Source organism: Dorea amylophila, from assembly GCF_025567265.1.
Lineage (GTDB): Bacteria > Bacillota > Clostridia > Lachnospirales > Lachnospiraceae > Dorea_A > Dorea_A amylophila.
The window spans coordinates 1-17,961 of record NZ_JAOQJW010000025.1 but is presented as its reverse complement, the minus strand read 5'-3'; the positions used below and the strand labels follow the sequence as shown (position 1 = coordinate 17,961).

Genomic DNA, 17,961 nt, shown 5'->3' with positions numbered 1-17,961 from the left:
CCTTTCTATAAGTCTTCTATGATCTTATTCAGCTGGATCTTCGTCTCTTCAAACTGTCCGCTGTTGTCGATCACCCGGTCACAGTGACGCATGAACAGATCTTTCGGAAGTTGTGCTTCGAAAATCTGATCCACTTTACAGTCCTCATATCCTCTTGCATATTTCAGACGTTTTCTGCGGATCGAATCTTCCACATACACATACCAAAGTTCATCACAGATCTCCTCATAATGATCCTCGATCAGAAGTGCTCCTTCAATCAGCATCAGATTCGTACTTTTGCGTTCTTCTCTTGCAATCTTCTTCTGAATTTCTTCTTTTACTTTTGGATGTACAATCCCATTCAGTACAGAAAGTTCAACCCTGTCGGCAAAAACAATGTCTGAAAGCTTTGTCCGGTCCAACTCTCCTTTTTCATCCAGAATCCCTTCTCCGAAATGCGCAACAATTTCATCAAAGCATTCTGTCCCTTTTTTCTGCAGTTTCTTTCCTACTTCATCTGCCATACAAATAGTCGCACCATATTTATTATTCAGATATTCCAAAATCTGTGTTTTCCCTGCGCCTACTCCTCCGGTAATTCCTATAATCTTCATCTCTCACACCTCTTATTTTGCTTCGTACCAGTTCGCTCCTGTATGCATGTCTATTTCAAGCGGCACCTTTAATTTGGCCGCATGCTCCATCTCTTCTTTTAAAATCTTTTGAACTGCTTCCAGTTCCGGTTCGTATGCTTCTATCAGAAGTTCATCATGCACCTGTAAGACAAGTCTTGATTTCATCTTCTGTTTTTTCAGTTTCTGATTCACCCGGATCATTGCAATCTTTATGATATCTGCTGCCGCTCCCTGAATCGGAGAATTCATTGCCACCCGCTCTCCGAACGAACGTTGCATAAAATTACTGGAAGAAAGCTCCGGAACCGGACGTCTTCTTCCGAACAGTGTTACCACATACCCTTCTTCTTTTGCATGTGTCACTGCATGATCCAGAAATGTCTTGATTCCCGGATAGGTTGCAAAATAATCATCAATATATTTTGCAGCCTCTTTTCGTGTAATGCTCAGATCCTGACTCAGTCCAAATGAACTGATTCCATACACAATACCGAAATTTACGGCTTTTGCATTCCTTCTCTGCTGCGGAGTCACCTCGTCAAACGGTATATGAAATACCTGTGAGGCTGTAATACGGTGAATGTCACTTTGTTCTTTATATGCCCGGATCAGATGCTCATCTCCGGAACAATGTGCCAATACGCGAAGTTCGATCTGTGAATAATCGGCATCCACGAACCGGTATCCATCTTCCGGAATGAATACTTTACGGATCAGGCGGCCAAGCTCCATCCGCACCGGAATATTCTGAAGATTTGGTTCTGTACTGCTGATTCTTCCGGTTGCCGTGATCGTCTGATTGAATTTTCCATGAATCCTTCCATCATCCTGAATATAATTTGCCAGTCCGTCCGCATATGTGGATTTGAGCTTTGTATACTGTCTATATTCCAAAATCTTTGCAACTACCGGATGTTCCGGCGCCAGTTTTTCAAGAACATCTGCAGCAGTGGAATAACCCGTCTTTGTCTTTCGCCCACCCGGAAGCTTCATATTTTCAAACAATACCACACCCAGCTGTTTTGGCGAATTAATATTAAATGTTTCGCCAGCCTCTTCGTAGATCTCCTTTTCCAGATCACCGATCTTGCCGGCGAGCTGATTGCCATACTGTTTTAATGCCTCTGCCTCAACACGGATACCATTCTGCTCCATATCGAACAATGTAAATACCAGCGGCATCTCAATTTCCCGGAATAAGGTATCCATCTTCGTATCCGCTAATTTCCGGCTCAGGACTTCTACCGATGCATAATTTGTATAAGCTTCATAGCAGGCCTTTATTTCCTGATCTGCCTTTTCATCAACCATCAGGTCCAGATGTTCTCTCGCAACATCTTCCCATGTATAATTATTCTTAAGTGGATTCAGCAGATATGCAGCCACACTCACATCAAAACAATTTTCCGGTTTCCGGATCTTAATCTGATTCATTGATTCTTTCAGATGAAACATCGAAAATGTATCTGTCGTTTCTGCCACATCTGCAAGCTTTTCCAAAAGCCATTCTCCTGATATATCATTCCCGGTTTTTATACAAAAGCCTGCTTCATTTGAGAAGCACAGACCGATACCTCCGAGTCCGGCCTGATCTGCAAATAACGGCAATACATTTTCCATATCTTTAAAAAGTACTGCTCCTGTCGTCTGTGCCTTTTCAGCCTTTGCAAAAATCTCTTCTGCCTCTCTTTTTGAAGTGATAATCCTGAAACCATCCTCGATCTTATTTGCCGGTGCCGCAACATCGAATCTGGAAAGAAGATTTTTAAACTCTAGTTTCTGAAAGAAGACATATGCTTCCTCCGTGTATATGTTACCCAGTTTTGCTTCTGAAAGTTCATATGAAAACTCAGCATTCACATTGATTGTTGCAAGTTCTTTGCTGAGCACCGCAAGATCCCAGTATTCATTTAATGATTTAGACGCTCTCGGCGGCTTCAGTTCTTCCACATGATCGTGCGCCGTTTCTATCGAGTGATACTGTGTAATGATCTTTGTCGCAGTCTTTTCCCCGATACCAGGAACTCCCGGAATATTATCTGCCGTGTCGCCCATTAACGCTTTCAGATCGATGAATTCTTCCGGTGTCACCTGATAGCGTTCAAAAACATCTTTGGCATAGTAATCTTCTATCTCCGTTCTGCCCTGCTTTGTCTTCGGAATTCGAATCTTTACATGCTCAGTCGCCAGCTGCAACAGATCACGGTCTCCGGAAATAACCACAACTTCCATATCCTTGCGCTCACAACGCTTGGAAAGTGTACCGATCAGGTCATCGGCCTCCAGACCCGCACATTCGATCGTCTTCACTCCCATTGCCTGAAGCACTTCTTTGATCACAGGAACCTGCTGCCTTAGTTCATCAGCCATCGGCTTTCTGGTGCCTTTATATTCTGCATACATTTTATGTCTGAAAGTCGGAGCATGGACATCAAATGCCACCGTCAGATAGTCTGGTTTTTCTTCTTCCAGAAGTTTAAACATAATCGTCAAAAATCCATATATTGCATTTGTATGAAGGCCTTCTGCATTCGTCAGATCCGGCAGCCCGTAAAAGGCACGGTTCAAAATACTGTGGCCATCTATCAGAACAATTTTACTGCTCATTATATCTCTCCACCTAAATAGTTCATTTTCTTATAAAATCACTATCTTACTATACACCAATTTGCTTCTTTTTAAAAGGCTAATTTTTACTCCTACTTATTCTTCCCTTATCTGTCACATTCACCTTTTCTTTTTTTTAAAAAAAGATTGACAGACGATACATTTATAGTTATAATTTATTTTGTTGTGTGAACAACACATATGCGGATATGGCGGAATGGCAGACGCACAAGACTCAAAATCTTGCGGAGGTGACTTCGTGTGGGTTCAAGTCCCACTATCCGCAGTCAAAAAACCCAGTAAAATCAAGGGGTTTAGCGATTAGAGACATTTACTATTTTTACCATTTTTATTACTATGGTTTCGTAAGAAGTAAATGTTTCTTTTTTTATACAAAAAGCACTAACAGAAGATTCTATTTCTTCCGCTAGTGCTTAACTTTCATCAATCCCGTTTTTTTCTATAAATTGCAATTCCGGCCGCAACCGCTGTTCCCAGAGATCCAAGCGTCAACATCCATAAAAATGTATGATTTTCCACTCCTGTCTTCGGTGATTTACGGATGGATGAAGATGGTTTCGGATTGTCTGTGTTGATTTTCGGCGATACTGCAGATTTTTCATTATTCTTATATATAATTGTCTGATCCGCATTATCTATATTCGCTTCATCTGCAATCAGATGATCTTCCTCATCATACAGATTCTCAAATACCACAACCGCTTTCCCGCCCAATTCACGTGCATCAAGTTCGAATGTCATTTCGACTGTTCCTGCTGATTTTTCCGGCGTAAATGTTGTTCTGCCTGTGATTTTTCTGTTGTTTTTATCTGTCATTTCTTTCCCGTCCACTTTATCCATCAAAACGCCTTTTAATATGTAAGTTTCGCCAGGCAGCAGATTTTCATAAGACACCTGATCTATGATTGTCTGCTTTTCTCTTGCATCTCCTTCCTGCGTCTTTGACTTTTTATCCATAGCTTTTGTACCAATCTTCGGGAAATAAATACTTTGTTCTTTTGCCTCCGGATCTTTATGTTCTGCGATGCTTTTTCCGTCTATTTTAATCTCTTCATATATGACTGCCGTTTTTCCAGACAGATCAGTTCCGTTGATTTCAAATGCAATTTCAATACTGCCATCTGCCTTTTCCGGAATAAATTCCTGCTGTTTTTCTTCACTCAACCGCTGTTCTGTCTCCTTCTCGACTACCGTTCCATGTAATGTGTAGGTTTCACCAGGCAGTAGATTCCTGTATTCTATCGTATCTGTAAGTTCTACATATTCACCGGCATATGCATGATGTGTCCCTGTATTTTTGTCAGAAGCCGTTGTTCCTGCTGACGGCACATGGATTGTCTGAGCTTCATCTTCCAGATCTGTATGTACTGCATATAATTTTTCACCATAATATAATTTTTCAAATGCGACCAATGTCTTTCCTGCAAGATTACTTCCATCAAACACAAATTCTACTTCCGCTGTTCCGTCTTTTCCTTCTGCAACAAATTCTACACTTTCTGTTATCTTTCTGCCAGACGCACTTCTTGCTGCTTTTCCTGTTTCCTTATCCATTAACATTCCGGTAATCTTGTATTTTTTCCCTTTTTTCAGATTATGATATTCTACCGTATCTATAATCCGCATATCTTTCTCAGCTTTTACCATCTTCATATCTGTTACTTCGTCTTTTACAGAAGTTTTTAATTTGGGAAAATGAATCATCTGATCTTCATCTTCCAGATCCTTATGCACTGCGATCACTGTATTATCCAACATGCATTCTTCAAATATTGTAATACTTTTTCCGGCCAGAGACTTTGCATCAAAGTCAAATTTTACTTCCACGCTGCCTTCGGCTGTCTTCGGCTTAAATCTCTTAGAAGCAGTAATATTTCTGTTTTCGCCATCCAGAATCATTTCCCCTGTTTTCCTGTCCATCAATGTACCCTTCATGACATATTCCTGCCCTTTTTTCAAACCTGTATAAGTGACGGTATCTATGATCGTTACTTTTTCATCTGCATTTGAATAATGTGTTCCGGTTGCTTCATCTTTTGCTGATGTTGCAATTGTAAGATCTGGATTAAGTATTGTCCCAAGATCAACAACATACCGGTCCCTGGAAATACGGAATGTTCCTTTATACAGAACTTTATCTACATTTTCTTCACAGCGAAGTTCTTCCAACCGATAGGTATCATAAGGAAATGCACCATATGCATCATTTACCTCTACACTTTCTCCGTTACTGTTCGTTCCAAACCACACACCACTTTCAGATTGTCCGCTATTGGTATCTTTGCTGTGTTTCGTATAATCAGATGCCGATGAAAAATATCCATTTTCGTCTGTCATGATCCGGTGACATTCACCCGTCGTTACCGATGTGATCTGAAACGGAATTCCTGCCATTGCCATCTGTGTTTCTTCATCTTTTTTCTGAAATTCAATATCCCCTCTACATATACGGTCTGCTATTTTATAGTTGTTTCCACCCTGTATATTGGTCTGATTTCCATTCTGAACGATCTGTGTCAGGTAATAATTTTCTGCAAGTTTTCCGTTATCTCCTTCTATATAAGCCTTTTCCAGCATATATCCTTTTGGCGCTTTGGTTTCTTCAATGCTGACTGTTCCAAGCGGAAGCACCGGCTTATCTCCATTTTCTGCATAATAAAAATCATCACCGGATATCTGATACTCTTTTCCCAGTTTACTTCTGCAGACGTCATTCTCCTTTTTGGTACGTAACACCCATACTTTCGAAGGTTTTTCAGGCAAAGATTCCTGCGTATATCTGCCTGCATAAAAGCGTACTGTAAACTCTGCACCTTCCAGGCTTCCACCGCCAAGTGCTTTTCCCTCTTTGCTCTCCTGATCGATTTTATCCAGGAGCAATTCTATATCTGAATACACCGGTACATCCTTCACATTTACTTCTGCTGTCTGTCCGGATGTAACTGTTACCGGATATATCCTCTCATCCAGTTTATATCCTTTTGGTGCTTTCTTTTCTTTTACATAATACATACCTTCTTCTAATTCCAGCGTATTAGACTCTCCGTTTTTGTCCGTTGTAAATACAGCGTTTTCTTTCGTTGCGCCACGATCTGAATAGACTCCGTAGGCTGCACCTTCCAAAGAATATTCTGCATTACCATCTGTAAGCGTTGTCAGTGTCTTTCCTTTTTTTAACTTTGCATACCCGTTGTAACTGCGGTGTATGACGGCAGTTCCGCTGACTCTCTGATACCCGATCAGCCTGCCGCTGCTGTCTTTTGTCACGCCATCCGTTGCCCCAGTCACACTCGTACAGTATAAGTTTCCTGTAACTTCTCCCGTTGCTTTATTCACTGCAGTGATGGTGTATTTATAGGTGCATTCCTGCCCTGTATATGGCGCAGCAGCCGTATGATCCGCACACCCTCCGTTTGCAGTAACGCCGGCAAGGATTCCGGTAAATCCACCCATGGTTACCCCGTGTACCGTATGACCATTTCCACCGTTCACAGCCGTGACCACACAATTTCCGGTAAATACATCCCCTACTTCCGGCTTTTGCTGATTTCCCCGCGCCTGTACCATTCTTCTTGAATATACACTGCTTCTTTCTGCTCCATTCCCGAATGTTATGACTACTTTCTTGTTCATACCCATAGCTGTAATATCACGCCAGTAACTCTTCCCCTCTGTCACCGAAGTGTCTTCCAGCTCGTATCTGCCTTCTTCATCAAGTATCTTCATGCTGATCCTGGTGTCTTCTTCTGCATCCGATTGTACACGTATACACATTCCATCAGGCACTGTTATTTCACTGCCTGATTGGACCGTTCTTATACAATCCTCTACATCTGTTACTGTTACGGAACCTTCTCCTACAACTTCAAAACTCATCTTCCTTGCCGGATTTTCCGCATTCACACTGGTCTGTGACACGCCAAACGCAGAGACCTGACATAGCAATATCCCTGCCAGTAACGAAGCTATCGTTTTCTTACTTTTTTGAATCTTCGTCATACAATTCCTCTCTTTCTTGTTATTTATATTAATCCGACCGTTGTAAATACCTCCTTTCCATGTCAAACACAACGTAAAATCTGTCAGATTATTCCATATTCACTTGGATAGATTATAAATGGGTTATCTGGCAACGTCATATGAGAAGCATGACCTGCCTTTTGATCATTTATCTGAAATTAAATAAGACCGAACAACAGAATGTTATTCAATTATTTTTGTATATAATACAACACAGATTCCAGGGATGTCAATCCCCAAAATCTGTGTTTTACATAGTTTTTAATTCATATTTTATTAACCGGAACCTAAAGCTGATTCTGCGGAAACAGTGCATCATCTACTGCCATGAGATCATCATTCGGAATATAATATGCTCCGTCTTTATTCACCTTTACGTGAACTTCTTTTTCCATCTTATCGCCATACGTCGGGTCTGCAAGTTTTGCACTCATAATTTCATACATCTTCCGCATGATTGCCTCATTAAGTTCTTCATCTGACGGGATTGATTCTACATTCGAATATGTGTCTGTCACCCATTGATCAAGCTCATCTGATACAGTAGAAAATGCCGTAAACGGACATACTTCAACAGTTACAGTAAATTCATCATCTTCTGTTTCTTTTGCTTCTTTCACTTTATAATTTGCACTCTTTAACATTTTTTCAAACATCGAACGATAGTCCGCTTTTAATTCATCTGATACACCGGTGTCATCAAAGCCGGCTTCTTTCATAATCGTATCAAGATTTGTCTCGTATTCTTTTTTGGCTTCTTTTTCTGTCGTCTCCGTTATCTCGGCATACTTCTTAACTTCTGCTTTGTATCCACAATCCAAAGCAGACTGTACATAATCCTTTGCATCGTCCGTTGTCATACCTCCACATCCGCATAACAGTAACATCACTCCGGCCAGCACCAGCGCCAGTACACCATGTTTTTTCATTTTATTGCCTCCTCATAAAAAATGATAGTGCCCGTTTCTTAATTGAAAGGACACTATCATTATATCTAAACCCGATTTTTTCCACAACTATTTTTCAATCAGTTTTTTCCCGATATCAAAGCAGTCGAATGTTGCGAAATAATCAGCCGGTGTTTCTGCTCTTCTGATCAGTTGTATAGTCCCGTCTTCTTTCAGAAGCACTTCGGCAGATTTTAATTTTCCATTGTAATTATATCCCATAGAGAAGCCATGTGCTCCCGTATCATGAATTACCAGCACATCACCCATATCAATCTTCGGAAGCATACGGTCGATTGCAAATTTATCATTGTTTTCACACAACGATCCTGTTATATCATATTTGTGATCGCAAGGTGCATTTTCTTTACCCATTACAGTAATGTGATGATAAGCTCCGTACATAGCAGGACGCATCAGGTTAACTGCACATGCATCTACACCAATATATTCTTTGTGTGTATGCTTTTCATGAATTGCCGTTGTAACCAGGCATCCGTAAGGTCCCATCATAAAACGTCCCATCTCTGTATAGATTGCCACATCACCCATACCGGCAGGTACCAGTACTTCTTCATATACGCGGCGCACACCGTCACCAATCGCACGGATATCATTTGGCTCCTGATCTGGTTTATAAGGGATACCTACACCACCGGACAGGTTAATGAATTTGATATGTACACCTGTTTCTTTCTGAAGCTTTACTGCAACTTCGAACAGAACTTTCGCAAGCATCGGATAATACTCATTGGTTACTGTGTTACTTGCAAGGAATGCATGAATACCGAATTCTTTGGCACCTTTTTCCTTTAAAATCTTAAATGCATCAAATAACTGTTCTGTAGTCATTCCATATTTCGCATCTCCCGGATTATCCATGATGTCATTACTGATCTTGAACATTCCACCCGGATTGTAGCGGCAGCTGATCGTCTCCGGAATATGTCCGATTGCTTCTTCAAGAAAATCAATGTGTGTGATATCATCCAGATTGATGATTGCATTCAGCTTGTCTGCCAGTACAAATTCTTCTGCCGGAGTATCATTCGAAGAAAACATGATGTCCTCTCCTGTTGCCCCGATCGCATCAGAAAGCATCAGCTCTGTATAGGAAGAACAGTCACATCCACATCCATACTCTCTTAAAATATTGATCAGAAACGGATTTGGCGTTGCCTTTACCGCAAAGTACTCTCTGTATCCTTTATTCCACGAAAATGCTTCTTTTAAAGCTTTCATATTCTCACGGATTCCTTTTTCGTCATATAAATGAAACGGTGTCGGATAAGTTTTAATAATCTCGTCTAACTGTGCTTTTGTTACAAATGGTTCTTTTTTCATCAATCCTTGTTCTCCTCTCGTATAGATAATAACTTTATCTCATTCGCAAGTGCTGTTTTGTACAATTCCACAAAGTTTTTCTGTCCGGAATAGAGACATGTATTCATACTCCCCTCTCCGTATTCACCTGTCAGTACATATTTCGAATCGGCAATGATTCCTATCTGCATTCCTCTGTTTTCTCCAAAATATACTTTTGCATTGTGAAAGGTCGCCGGTTGATCGGTGATGATCACCACTTTTTTTCTTTCTTCCATCAATGTATCAAGCTCCCTGATCAGAAGCAACAGATAATTTCTTGTACAACTGATATAGACTCTCTGATCAACCTGAGATAACAGATTCTTTATCTTATTCAGTATATTCTCTGCGCCTTCAATTGTAATGTATCCTTCTACATACGCTTTCTCCGTCGGCATATGTTCCTGCAGCCATTTTCCGGATTCCTCCAGCTTACGGATACGATTCTTACAGAATTCGTTAAGCGGGACAGGCACATATTTTCTGGTACTGGCCTCTTCTACAAGGTAAGCCGCACCTTTCTCTGTCATACTAGCCAGAGAATTATATGCATTGGATCTGGATATTCCGGTCTGTTTAGCAACTTCGTATCCAGTTACCTTTCCCTCTGTCAGCAAGCACTGATAAATGCTTGCTTCTTGTCTTGTGAGTCCGAATTCCATCAGGCGCTCTGTAAATGATGTCTGTTCCATCTTCGTCATCCACCTTTTGGTTCTTTAGTAGTTCTCTACAGGAACACTATAAGTGAATTTTCGCTGTATGTCAAGGAGAAACTTTCTCAAAAACATGCAAAGAACCAGAAAGCCCAGGCTGATTCAGCCTGGGCTTTCTGGTTCTTTATAAGCAGTCCTGCTTATTTACTATTTTTATTTTCTGTCATCTACCATCGCAATTCTCATCATGTTACTTACTGTTCTGTTCTCAGATACATTTGTAGATGGAATTCCAAGCGTTAATACAACCATGTCTCCTGCTTCTGCAAGCTTCTTTGCACAGATCAGATCGATTGCCGTATCACAGATATCTTCTGTTGTATATACAGCAACTGATTTCAGCGGCATAACTCCCCAGTTAATCTGCATTCTTCTCAGTGTTGCCTCATCCGGGCTGATACCGATAATACCTGTCTTAGGTTTGAACTTAGATACAACTCTTGCCGTAGCACCTGATACAGTTGGTGTTACGATACATTTAGCACGAAGATTATTAGCCGTTGTTACTGTTGCATTTGCAAGTGCGCTGGATGCACTCTTAAGTCTGTGTTCTCCTGCTTTTCTAAGGATCATATCATAATCCAGATGCTCCTCTGTATTTTCAACAATATGAACCATCATCTGTAAAGCTTCTAACGGATATTTACCCTGAGCTGTCTCTCCGGAAAGCATGACTGCATCTGTTCCGTCATATACCGCATTGGCAACATCTGTAACCTCTGCTCTTGTAGGACGTGGATTACGCATCATAGAATCAAGCATCTGTGTAGCTGTGATAACCGGTTTAAAGTTATCGTTACATTTCTGGATAATTGTCTTCTGAAGGTATGGAACTTCCTCTGCCGGAATTTCAACACCAAGATCTCCTCTGGCTACCATGATTCCGTCTGCGCAACGGATAATCTCATCAATATTCTTGATTGCTTCAAAGTTCTCGATTTTTGCAATTACAGGGATATACGGAGCCTTACATTCTCTTAAGAATGATTTGATCTCCAGAATACATTCTGCATTTCTGACAAATGAAGCTGCAATAAAATCTACACCCTGCTCCACACCGAATTTCAGGTCATCACGGTCTTTATCTGTGATAGCTGGAAGACGGATCGCAACGTTTGGTACATTAACACCTTTCTTTTCTCCGAGCTCGCCGCCATTGACAATTTCACAATTGATGTTATTTCCCTTTTTATCTTTTACTTTCAGTTCAATCAGACCATCATCGATCAGGATCGTACTTCCGGCTTTGACATCTTCTACCAGACCTTTGTATGTAATAGAAACAATCTTGTTATCTCCGACAATCTCGTCTGTTGTCAGGGTAAATGTCTCTCCTGCTTCAAGCTGTACTTTCTTTCCATCTTTTAATACACCTGTACGAATCTCAGGTCCTTTTGTATCCAGAAGAATTGCGATCGGTTTGTTCTCTTCTTCACGAATCTTCTTTAACATATCCATACGGCCCTTCTGTTCTTCGTGATCACCGTGTGAAAAGTTAAATCTTGCAATGTCCATTCCATTCTGAACTAACTTTCTCATCATGGTTTCATCATTTGTATTTGGTCCCATTGTACAGATAATTTTTGTTTTTTTCATATTTCTCCTATTCCTCTCTTGATTATTTAACATGTGTATGTGTGAACAAATGATCCTGGCAATATTCATAATTGCCATTACATTTTGAACAATACCGGAATTCCAGATTCGGATCATCCAGTTCTGTTCTTCCGCAGACTGCGCATCTGTGTTTTGCCCCATTTGCATAGCTGTTTACCGGTCTTTCCGCATGTCTCATCTTGCGTTTGAAATCATTCTTTCTTTTCATCTGACCTGGTGTGTAAGGCTTCATATTACGTGAACTCAGGAAAAAAATGATAAAGTTCAGTATTGAGATAAATGCTGCAAGCGCATTCGCCTTATAATTATAATATATACCGAAAACACCTCCGCCGTAGGCCGGAAGAAAAGCCTGCACAATCGCATAGATAAAATACAAGCCATCAAGTATAGCCAGCCATTTGATCTTAATCGGAATAACGAAAAATAATAACAGCTGGATATCCGGATACAGTGCTGCAAATGCAAAGAATAACGATAAATTCAGATACCATGTATCCATTGGTAACACAGTGCCTGTCAGTAAATATGCCAGTATGGCTCCCAGTACAATAAAGAGCATTCCCGAAAAGAAATACAGATTAAAACGAAACGCCCCCCACGCTGCCTCTAACTGCTTCCCTATCATATAATAGAGATACAGTGCAAATGCAATAAAGATCAGACTGTCAGACGGAGGCTGGATAATAAATGTAACAATTCTCCATATCTGCCCCTGGAGAATCTTGCTGGCATCCAGACTTAAGAACTGGCTATAGAACGTCGGGTTAATCAACTCCAGCGCAAATCCGGCTGCATATAATATTATAATATATGTGATCAAATTTGGAATAGCATATCTGCTAAATTTCCGTTCAAGTTTATCTAACCAATTGTTCATATAACTGCTCCTTTACGTTTATTCTCACACTGTAGATATTCTACCTTCCCAACTGATATTTGTCAATTGTGCCAAGTAAAGTTCATCTCTTTTTAACATATCTTCAACATTTGTTAATTGTCTTTTGAGAACTTTTGTCGTATAATGTTACAGGTTGCAATTAAGCAAAATGCATTTAATAAGAAGAAAGACATATAGATCAACATGATAAGGAGTTACATAATATGAATCAAAAAGAATTATACGCACTTGGTATCGACATCGGTTCTACAACCGTAAAGATTGCCATATTAGATGAGAATAATGAAGTGGTATTTTCTGATTATGAGAGGCATTTCGCGAACATCCAGGAAACTCTTTCCGATCTGTTAGGAAGAGCGGTACATAAATTAGGTCCTGTCCATGCATCACCGGTCATTACCGGTTCCGGCGGACTGACTCTTGCGAAACATCTTGGTGTACCGTTTGTACAGGAAGTGATCGCTGTATCTACTGCTCTCCAGGACTATGCACCTCAGACAGACGTTGCTATCGAACTCGGCGGGGAAGATGCCAAGATTATCTACTTTGAAGGTGGTAATGTAGAGCAGCGTATGAACGGCGTCTGTGCCGGTGGTACAGGATCCTTCATCGATCAGATGGCATCTCTTTTACAGACTGACGCCTCCGGACTGAACGAATATGCAAAAAATTATAAAGCTCTCTATACCATTGCTGCACGATGTGGTGTATTTGCCAAGACGGATATCCAGCCTCTGATCAATGATGGTGCTGCCAAAGAAGACCTTGCTGCTTCTATATTCCAGGCAGTTGTCAACCAGACTATCAGCGGACTGGCCTGTGGTAAACCAATCCGCGGACATGTTGCATTCTTAGGAGGACCTCTTCATTTCCTCTCTGAACTGCGCGAAGCTTTCATCCGCACACTGAAGCTGGACGATGAACACATCATCGCCCCGACACATTCCCATCTGTTTGCAGCAGCCGGTTCTGCTCTGAATTCAAAGAAAGATCTGGACGTGCCTCTCATTGATATGCAGCACCGTCTGGAAGGAAAGATCAAAATGGAATTCGAAGTGGATCGTATGGAGCCGCTGTTTGCAACGGAAGCAGATTTTAAAGAATTCGAAAACCGTCATGCAAAACATCAGGTACCTGTGAAGGATCTTGCCACTTATCAGGGAAAAGCATTCCTTGGTATTGATGCAGGTTCCACCACAACCAAAGCTGCCCTGGTAGGCGAAGACGGTACTTTATTATATTCTTTCTATCATAATAATGAAGGAGATCCTCTTGGTACAACGATCTCTGCCATCAAAGACATTTACAGTAAACTGCCGGAAGGCGTGGAGATTGTTCACTCCTGCTCTACCGGCTATGGTGAGGCACTGATCAAAGCTGCCCTCCTGTTAGACGAAGGAGAGGTAGAGACAGTTTCTCATTACTATGCCGCATCCTTCTTTGAACCGGATGTAGACTGTATCCTGGATATCGGAGGCCAGGATATGAAATGTATCAAGATCAAGAATCAGACGGTTGACAGCGTACAATTGAATGAAGCATGTTCATCCGGATGCGGTTCTTTTATTGAAACATTTGCAAAATCTCTAAATTATACGGTAGAAGATTTTGCTCATGAAGCATTATTTGCCAAAAACCCGATTGACCTTGGTACCCGCTGTACTGTTTTCATGAATTCAAAAGTAAAACAGGCTCAGAAAGAGGGTGCGGAGGTTGCAGATATTTCAGCCGGTCTTGCTTACTCCGTAATCAAGAACGCATTATTTAAAGTTATCAAGGTGTCCGATGCATCTGAACTCGGTAAACACATCGTTGTTCAGGGAGGAACATTCTACAACAACGCTGTACTGCGGAGCTTTGAAAAGATCGCCAACTGCGAAGCCATTCGTCCGGATATTGCCGGTATCATGGGCGCATTCGGTGCTGCACTGATCGCACGTGAGCGTTACGTTGACTGCGAAGGTACAACCATGCTTTCCATCGAAGATATTGAAGCCATGGAATATTCTACTACTATGACAAAATGCAAGGGATGTACGAATAACTGCCGCCTGACGATCAATCATTTCAGCGGCGGACGTAAGTTCATCACAGGTAACCGTTGTGAACGTGGTCTCGGGAAACAGAAAACAACCAACAAGCTTCCGAACTTATTTGAATATAAATTAAAACGCTATTTTGATTATGAACCATTGGCAGAGGAAAATGCTCCTCGCGGAATCATTGGTATTCCTCGTGTACTGAACATGTACGAGAATTATCCGTTCTGGTTCACATTCTTTAATGAACTGGGATTTCGGGTTGTTCTTTCTCCTGTGTCAAACCGCAAGGTATACGAACTGGGAATTGATTCCATCCCAAGTGAATCCGAATGTTATCCGGCAAAGCTGGCACACGGACATGTACAATGGCTGATCAACAACGGTATCCACACCATCTTTTATCCCAGCATTCCATATGAGAGGAATGAATTTGCGGAAGCCAATAACCATTACAACTGTCCGATTGTAACTTCCTACCCGGAAAATATCAAAAACAACATTGATGCAATTGTTCACGGAGAAGTAGATTTTCTTCATCCATTTATTTCTTTTGCCAGCGAAGACACCATCTCTTACCGGCTGGTTGATGAATTATCCGGAAAGTTCCATATCCCGGCTGACGAGATCAAAAAAGCAACGCATACTGCCTGGGAAGAACTCGCTGCATGCAGAAAAGATATGCAAAAAAAAGGCGAAGAGACGATCAGGTTCTTAAACGAAACCGGAAACCGTGGTATCGTTCTTGCAGGACGTCCATATCATATTGATCCGGAAGTAAACCATGGTATTCCCGAACTGATCAATTCTTATAATATTGCAGTTCTGACGGAAGATTCCATCTCCCACTTAAATCCTGCCGAGCATCCGCTCAATGTTATGGATCAGTGGATGTATCATTCCCGTCTGTATGCTGCAGCAAACTACGTAAAGACGGTAGACAACCTGGATCTGATCCAGTTAAATTCTTTCGGATGTGGTCTGGATGCTGTTACGACTGATCAGGTGGCATCAATACTGAATGGCTCTGACAAGATCTACACCTCTTTAAAAATCGATGAGGTTAATAACTTAGGCGCCGCAAGAATCCGTGTCAGATCACTGCTTGCCGCAATCCGTGTCAGAGAGAAACGTGGGGAAAAACGTACCATTCATTCTTCTGCAATAAAAAAGGTCGTATTCACCAAAGAAATGCGTAAGAATTATACAATTCTCTGCCCACAGATGTCTCCCATCCATTTCGAGCTTCTGGAGCCTGCATTCAACGCATCCGGATATAACCTTCAGGTATTGCCTAATGACAACAAACAGGCTGTAGACGTAGGCCTGAAATATGTAAACAATGATGCCTGCTATCCATCTCTGATGGTAGTCGGTCAGATCATGGAAGCGATTCTTTCCGGTAAATATGATACAGATAAAATCGCTGTGATCATCAGTCAGACCGGCGGTGGATGCCGTGCTTCCAACTACATCGGATTCATCCGCCGTGCTCTTAAGAAGGCCGGATACGGAAATATTCCGGTTATCTCCATCAACTTAAGCGGTCTGGAAGACAATCCGGGATTCAAGCTGACTCCGAAGCTGATCTTACGAGGCATCTATGGTGCTATATTCGGTGACATTTTTATGAAATGTGTATACCGTCTGCGTCCATATGAAGCAGTTACCGGATCTGTCAATGCAATGCACAGAAAATGGGTGAAAGTATGCCAGGACTTCTTGTCTAACGGCTACCCGAGCAGGCGTAAATTCAAACGTCTCTGCCGTGAGATCATTGGAGATTTTGACAACAACATTGAATTACTGGACATTAAGAAACCTCGTGTCGGCGTTGTCGGCGAAATTCTCGTCAAATTCCTTCCGGCTGCCAATAACTACCTGGTAGACCTCCTGGAAAGTGAAGGAGCTGAAGCTGTTGTCCCGGATCTCCTGGACTTCCTGCTCTACTGCTTCTACAACCAGAACTTCAAGGTTGAAAAACTTGGATTCGAAAAGAAAAAAGCCACAACAGCTAATCTTGGTATCAAAGTTCTGGAATGGTTCCGTGCTCCGGCAACTGAAGCATTTGCAGCAAGCAAGCACTTTACGCCGCCAGCTAAGATCCAGGATCTTGGAAAGATGGCTTCGGACATCGTATCTCTTGGTAACCAGACTGGTGAAGGATGGTTCCTTACAGGAGAAATGTTAGAGCTGATCCACAGTGGTGCGCCAAATATCGTATGTACACAGCCATTCGCCTGCCTGCCGAACCATGTCGTAGGTAAGGGAGTTATCAAAGAACTTCGCAGACGCTATCCGGAGTCTAATATCGTAGCAATTGATTTCGACCCAGGTGCAAGCGAAGTCAACCAGTTGAACCGGTTGAAACTGATGCTTTCTACGGCGAATAAAAACTTAAACAAATAATTTTGCTTGGGATTTAATTCAGGAAGGCATGATTACCCGGACCTGCATAAAAAGTAGGAAGCTGTTCCTGTTCAGGTTCCGTCGGTGGGAAATACTAAAGCGTCAAAATTATGCTAAAAACGGGCTTCCGAAATTTGCAACTCGCCATTCGGCTCAAACAGGCAAATTTCGAAAACCCAACGCATAATTTTGACGCTTAACTATTTCCAACACCTTCTTCACATTCACTGGAACGGCTTCCTACTTTTTATTCCGTGGGTATCAAATGCCTTACGAATAAAATGGCAAATGCGTAACCGTAGTGGCTTCCGCTGGGTTACACTTCCGGGCATTTCATTTATTAACATCCGCTGCCAGTCACGAGTTGAAGGAAACAATAGATAAGGATTATTGTGAATGTGGAATGCCGTTAGAAACAGTTAGAGAGTCAGAAGCACCGTTAAAGGAACGAAGCGAACGTGTTTGAGGCGAACGCCGAGTTTGAGCGTAGTTCCTTTGCTTTTAGGTGATTCTGGCTCTCTTAGTGTTTCTTATGGTATGGAACCTGAACAAGAAGCCTTATCTATTGTTTCCTTCAAGGACTGAGAGGCCGCTTCCCCAGTTAATAAATTAAATCCTAAATCGAGTAGGAGGCGGTGACTAACCGCCGTCCTCTCACAGCACCGTACGTACCGTTCGGTATACGGCGCTTTCAATAGTTGACGT

General features: G+C 41.7%; 9 protein-coding genes and 1 tRNA gene. 2 read left to right on the top strand and 8 right to left on the bottom strand.

All coding sequences use genetic code 11. From position 1 onward, the window contains the following. Positions 1-5: 5 nt before the first annotated feature. The gene (coaE, locus tag OCV72_RS14110; RefSeq protein WP_055284472.1) at positions 6-596 is read right to left on the bottom strand and encodes a dephospho-CoA kinase; all 591 of its coding nucleotides are present in this window, start codon (positions 594-596) and stop codon (positions 6-8) included. 12 nt (positions 597-608) lie between these two features. Continuing rightward, positions 609-3,224, bottom strand: a complete 2,616-nt coding sequence (polA, locus tag OCV72_RS14105) for a DNA polymerase I (protein ID WP_055284470.1) — start codon at positions 3,222-3,224, stop codon at positions 609-611. A gap of 203 nt (positions 3,225-3,427) precedes the next feature. Here polA and OCV72_RS14100 point away from each other — a divergent pair. Beyond that, a tRNA-Leu gene (locus OCV72_RS14100) sits at positions 3,428-3,510 on the top strand. A gap of 158 nt (positions 3,511-3,668) precedes the next feature. Here OCV72_RS14100 and OCV72_RS14095 read toward each other — a convergent pair. The 6 genes from OCV72_RS14095 to OCV72_RS14070 form a co-directional block, all read right to left on the bottom strand. Beyond that, positions 3,669-7,244, bottom strand: a complete 3,576-nt coding sequence (locus OCV72_RS14095; protein ID WP_055284468.1) for a VaFE repeat-containing surface-anchored protein — start codon at positions 7,242-7,244, stop codon at positions 3,669-3,671. 308 nt (positions 7,245-7,552) lie between these two features. After that, positions 7,553-8,194, bottom strand: a complete 642-nt coding sequence (locus OCV72_RS14090; RefSeq protein ID WP_055284466.1) for a hypothetical protein — start codon at positions 8,192-8,194, stop codon at positions 7,553-7,555. An 87-nt stretch (positions 8,195-8,281) separates the two neighbouring features. Further along, a complete protein-coding gene (locus OCV72_RS14085) occupies positions 8,282-9,556 on the bottom strand; it encodes a diaminopimelate decarboxylase (protein WP_055284464.1) in 1,275 nt (424 codons plus the stop codon). Beyond that, positions 9,556-10,269 (bottom strand): TrmB family transcriptional regulator, encoded by a 714-nt coding sequence (locus tag OCV72_RS14080; RefSeq protein WP_028086151.1) that lies wholly within the window; start codon positions 10,267-10,269, stop codon positions 9,556-9,558. Before OCV72_RS14080 ends, OCV72_RS14085 begins: the two co-directional genes overlap by 1 nt. 174 nt (positions 10,270-10,443) lie before the next feature. Continuing rightward, positions 10,444-11,886: a pyruvate kinase gene (gene pyk, locus OCV72_RS14075; RefSeq protein WP_055284462.1), complete on the bottom strand. Its 1,443-nt coding sequence runs from the start codon at positions 11,884-11,886 to the stop codon at positions 10,444-10,446. Between the two features lie 22 nt (positions 11,887-11,908). Next, a complete protein-coding gene (locus OCV72_RS14070) occupies positions 11,909-12,787 on the bottom strand; it encodes a rhomboid family intramembrane serine protease (protein ID WP_055284459.1) in 879 nt (292 codons plus the stop codon). A gap of 224 nt (positions 12,788-13,011) precedes the next feature. Between OCV72_RS14070 and OCV72_RS14065 the strand changes: the two genes are divergently transcribed. After that, on the top strand, positions 13,012-17,256 hold the full coding sequence (locus OCV72_RS14065) for a 2-hydroxyacyl-CoA dehydratase (RefSeq protein ID WP_055284457.1): 4,245 nt from the start codon (positions 13,012-13,014) through the stop codon (positions 17,254-17,256). Positions 17,257-17,961 lie beyond the last annotated feature (705 nt).

Coding starts and splice junctions, on each gene's coding strand:
- OCV72_RS14065 (WP_055284457.1), top strand. CDS start 13,012: ATGAATCAAAAAGAATTATACGCACTTGGTATCGACATCGGTTCTACA.
- coaE (WP_055284472.1), bottom strand. CDS start 596: ATGAAGATTATAGGAATTACCGGAGGAGTAGGCGCAGGGAAAACACAG.
- OCV72_RS14095 (WP_055284468.1), bottom strand. CDS start 7,244: ATGACGAAGATTCAAAAAAGTAAGAAAACGATAGCTTCGTTACTGGCA.
- OCV72_RS14085 (WP_055284464.1), bottom strand. CDS start 9,556: ATGAAAAAAGAACCATTTGTAACAAAAGCACAGTTAGACGAGATTATT.
- pyk (WP_055284462.1), bottom strand. CDS start 11,886: ATGAAAAAAACAAAAATTATCTGTACAATGGGACCAAATACAAATGAT.
- OCV72_RS14090 (WP_055284466.1), bottom strand. CDS start 8,194: ATGAAAAAACATGGTGTACTGGCGCTGGTGCTGGCCGGAGTGATGTTA.
- OCV72_RS14080 (WP_028086151.1), bottom strand. CDS start 10,269: ATGGAACAGACATCATTTACAGAGCGCCTGATGGAATTCGGACTCACA.
- polA (WP_055284470.1), bottom strand. CDS start 3,224: ATGAGCAGTAAAATTGTTCTGATAGATGGCCACAGTATTTTGAACCGT.
- OCV72_RS14070 (WP_055284459.1), bottom strand. CDS start 12,787: ATGAACAATTGGTTAGATAAACTTGAACGGAAATTTAGCAGATATGCT.